The organism is SAR324 cluster bacterium (assembly GCA_029245725.1).
Lineage (GTDB): Bacteria > SAR324 > SAR324 > SAR324 > NAC60-12 > JCVI-SCAAA005.
The window spans coordinates 1-1,702 of record JAQWOT010000188.1; the positions used below are offsets into that span (position 1 = coordinate 1).

The following is a 1,702-nucleotide window of genomic DNA, read 5'->3' on the forward strand; positions in this document are numbered from 1 at the left end:
TTACCAATACGAAGTGTCTTCAGTGCATGGTTTGGGAAAGCTGTTCGGGCCAAAAAAAATATGTATGAGTACAGAACAAAACTGAAAAGAAATATGGCTCCACCAAGCTAACGAATCTCAGGAAACCAGTAATCCTGAGAACTTTTCAAAAGGAAGAAACTACGAAGCAAATTTTGAAATGGACCAGCATACTCCAAGAGATCTGTCCAAACATAAGCCATTTGATAGGCTGGCATAGCTAAAGGCAGAATCAATAATGTACTGAGCAGAGTTTCCCCCTTGAAATCATAAGTAGATGTTACCCAAGCAGTACTGACGCCAATGATGGTTGCGCCAATTACAGAACCTATCATTAGCCAAAGAGTAGTCAGAATATATTTTGGTAAAACTGTATCAAATAAGTGTCGCCCTAGATCACCAGACCGACCAAGGCTAATGAATAGAATTGATGCAATAGGAATTGATAAAAAACTATGATCAACAGACTGAGGTATTGCCAACCTTTCTCTGAATCCGAGACCTTGGTACTTCTAAAAACAGAATTTAGTAATAAATTCTGTTGAATTGCTAAGTCTTCTTTCACTCGTCGAATTCCACCTGATCAACTAAAATTGAGGCATCTTTTCGATACTGAATAAAATCAACGAGCGATATTTTATCTGAGATGAAACCCTCATATGGTTTTAACAGTGGAGAAAGAGCTACCCCTTTTCGGACTGGAAACTTATAATTCACCTTGGCATATATTTTTTGCGCGTCTTCACTGACTAAAAAACGCATTAGCTTGATCGCATCCTCTCGGTTTGGAGCATGTTTTGTGATCGCCATGCCACTAATATTTACATGGGTTCCACGATTTTCTTGATTAGGAAATAGTAGTTTAACACTCTTTGCCCACTCTTGCTGCTCTCGATCAGCCATCATTGCTCCAAAATAATAACTATTTCCAAGAGAAATATAACACTGACCCGCGTAGATAGCCTTAACTTGTGCTCGGTCATTACATTGAGGTCTACGAACTAAATTTTCTTTGACGTCTTTGAGCCATAATTTGGCTTCTTCTACTCTGTGATGAGCGATCATGGAGGCAATCAAATCTATATTGTAATCGTGTTTACCACTTCGCGAGCAAATTCGATGATTCCATCTTGATGAGGTTAATTCTTCATAAGTCATGTCGTTCCCTTGCGCTCTCTTTTGAGATGCATAGATAAGATGCGCCCTGATTGTCAGGCCGAACCAATTTCCAACGAGGTCCCTGTAGTTAATGGGGATAGCTTCTTTTAAAATTGAATCCTGGATAGACTGGCTAAAACCCAATTCTTGTACTTCTCATAAACGTGGAGAATTAGAAGCTAATAGCAAATCTGCGGGTGAATTCCTACATTCCATTTGCAGTCTTTGAATCAAACCCTTTTTTGTAAAAATTGTATTAACTTTTATTCCAGTCTGTTCGGTGAATTTTGAGAAAAGTGGTTCAACCAAAAAAGATTGTCTGTAGGAAAAAACATTGACCTCTGCTGAGGTGATCGTCGGGATGAGATACAAAAGGCCGATCAACATTAATACAGAAAATTTCATATAAAAATCCTTGGAATGAATACTCAAAAAAAGGAAATCCTGCCTGCGGACAGAATTGGGGAAAAAATTCGATTAGACTAATCTAAAAAATAATAAATAAAAATAAATTATTTTAGTATAT

2 protein-coding genes are annotated in these 1,702 nt (G+C 37.7%); both read right to left on the reverse strand.

What is annotated here, in order from left to right; all coding sequences use genetic code 11:
- Nucleotides 1-107: 107 nt before the first annotated feature.
- Complete coding sequence (locus P8O70_10030; GenBank protein MDG2197210.1) at nt 108-500, reverse strand: hypothetical protein; 393 nt, start codon at nt 498-500, stop codon at nt 108-110.
- Between the two features lie 79 nt (nt 501-579).
- Entirely contained in the window at nt 580-1,320 is a 741-nt protein-coding gene (locus tag P8O70_10035; GenBank protein MDG2197211.1) for an extracellular solute-binding protein, read from the reverse strand.
- Nucleotides 1,321-1,702 lie beyond the last annotated feature (382 nt).